The organism is Streptomyces sp. NPDC055078, assembly GCF_053607985.1.
The window spans coordinates 1-2546 of the sequence record NZ_JBSGUP010000908.1; the positions used below are offsets into that span (position 1 = coordinate 1).

Here is a 2546-nt window from a genome sequence, read left to right on the forward strand (position 1 = left end):
GTACGCGCCAGTGCTCCCCGCGGCACGATGTCCGCGGGGAGCACTGGCGTGTGCGGCGGCGTCGGCTGCCGCCGGGTGGGGCGGAGGACCCGGCTCAGGTCCCGCTGCCCCACCCGGTGGTCAGCCCACTGGCGTTGTACGGGTTCCGCGTGCTTTCCGTGTGTCCGCGATTCCGTGTGTCCGCGACTGCCTGCCGCCGCGCGGGTAACCGGGCCTGCGTCAGAATCTGGCGTCAGAACTCGACGTCAGAATCTGGCGTCGGAACTCGACGTCAGAATCTGGCGTCGGAACTCGACGTCAGAACTTGACGTCGGAGCAGGCGTAGAACGCGTTACCCGTGTCGTACACCGACCAGACCGCGAGGATCACGTGCTGGCCCGAGCGGGACGGCAGGTTACCGGAGTGGGAGAGCGTCTCCGGCGGCTGCTTGCCTCCGTACGGCACGGTCAGGAACGGCTGCGACTCCAGCGCCGACCTGGTCAGCTTCTGGCTGGGGTTCCAGCCCTGCTTGGTGATGAAGTACTTGAAGTCGCTGGTGCGGTGCCGGGCGGTGAAGCGCCAGGTGAAGGTCTGGTTCTGGCCCGACGACACACTGGTCGTGGGCCACGCGCCACCACGCGGGTCGTCCAGTTGCGAGAACTGGCCGTTCCCGCCCGAGCAGAGGGTGCCGTCCGCGGGGCCGGCGGCCGGGAAGCCCTTGGGCCCCTCGACGCTCTGCGGCTCCCACTGGATGTTGCCGCAGTTCTGGACCGTGCGGTTGGCACAGTGCTTCTGACGGCTCGTGAGGGGGGAATCGGTGTAGCCATGGCTGCTGGCGCTGCCGGTGGCGAGCACCGTGGCGCCGGTCACGAGGAGACCGACGGCAGCGGCGGAGATCTTTTTGCGCATGCTTCGCTCCAGGGAACGTGGGGGAGTTCAGTGAGCCTTGCTGCACGCGTGCGTGTTTACCTGAGCGTCTGGTAGGACGTGTGGGGTGGAAGCGCCCCTTCCGCGCCTCTTTTAGGTCTAGACCAACACCCAATGTATTGACCGAACTTCATCATGTCCAGACCAATAACCAACCTTCCCTTGACAGGGAAGCAGAGGTGCGCGTGGCCCGGAAGCAGATATTCCAGCTTCCGGGAGCCGTCGTTCCCCACCCCTCGGAACCCGGTCTTCCGGCCCGGTTCGGCTAGCTCTCCGCCGCGCCCGAGCGACTCGCGTAGAACGCGACCGTCAGGTCCTTGACCAGAGCCTTGCGCTCGTAGTCGTCGAGTTCCACCAGGCCGCGCGCGGTCAGCCGGGTCACGGTGTCGTCCACCGCGTCCACCACCGAGGTGAGCACACTGTCCCGGTGCCTGGCGTCGATCGCCGCGATCCGCCGCCGCTGCATCGCCGCGGCCACCTCTGGCGCATACTCGATCCCCACCGGCTGCGCCGAGAAGACCTCGATCCCGACGGGCGCGCACTCCGCGAGAAGCATCCGGGTGAGCGCCTCGCCCACCGCCTCGGCGTTGCGCAGGGTCGGCGCGGTCTCGTGGAAGGTGTCGGCGGGCAACTGCGAGAACACCCGCGCCAGCACCGACTCCACCTGCTCGCCGAGATACTCCTCGTGGTCCTCCACCCCCAGCACCGCGCGCGCCGTGTCCCGCACCCGCCACACCACCAGGACGACCACCCGCAGCGCGGTGCCGTGCGCGTCGACGGCGGGCATCGGCTCGCTGCGCCAGTGCCGCAGCCGTACGTCGACCCGCCGTCTCAGCAGCAGCGGGCTCATCCACAGCAGTCCCGTACGCCGCACACTCCCCCGGTACTCCCCGAAGAGCGTGAGCACCCAGACGTATCCCGTCTGCCCGCGCCCGATCCCGCCGAGGGCGAAGAGCGCGAGGACCACTCCCAGCGCGACCATGCACCACAGCCCGAGACCGATGCCGTGGTACGGATACGAGGGCAGCCGGAGCACCCGCGTCACCATCGCCGGGATCGCCCCGGCCCCCCACAGCACCGCGCCCGTCCCGGCGAGCGCGCACGCCCCCGCGACCAGCCCGGTCCAGCCGGGCAGCACCGCCCCGGGCCGCTCGGCGAGTTCCGGGTCGACGGGCGGGGCGGGCCGCCGCGGCGGCTGGACGGCTCCGGCGGCGGGACGTGACGGCACCGGCCCGCGGCCCACCCTGGGCTGCTCGCCCGTGCCCAGCCGACGGGCCACCACGGCGGGCCGCAGAGCGACCGGCGGTGAGCCGGCACCGGGGAGGCCGCCGGGCACGCCGCCGGAGATACCACCGGGGGTGCCGCCGGACAGGTCGCCGGGAAAGTCGCCGGGGAAGTCGTCACGGAAGAGGAGGTGCACCGGGATCTCGGTGGTCGCCTCCGGGGCGATGAGAGGTGTGTGCCGGGCGGCGTCGGGCGACGAGCCGCCGCCCTCCGGCTCCGAGGTCGTGGTGTTCATGGCTGCTCCCGCCTCCGCTGGTTCGTTCCGCTGGTTCGTTCCGTTCGACTGGTCCCGCCCGTTCCGCCCCGCCGTCACTCAGGGCCCCCCAACGCCCCCGCCGTCGGCGCCGCCCCTGAGG

At 71.1% G+C, this 2546-nt stretch carries 2 protein-coding genes; both read right to left on the bottom strand.

Annotation, left to right across the window (positions count from 1 at the left end; translation table 11 throughout):
* Positions 1 to 297 precede the first annotated feature (297 nt).
* Entirely contained in the window at positions 298 to 888 is a 591-nt protein-coding gene (locus ACWF94_RS38440) for a lytic polysaccharide monooxygenase auxiliary activity family 9 protein (RefSeq protein ID WP_453499603.1), read from the bottom strand.
* 283 nt (positions 889 to 1171) lie between these two features.
* Entirely contained in the window at positions 1172 to 2425 is a 1254-nt protein-coding gene (locus ACWF94_RS38445; protein ID WP_453499605.1) for an SPFH domain-containing protein, read from the bottom strand.
* Positions 2426 to 2546 lie beyond the last annotated feature (121 nt).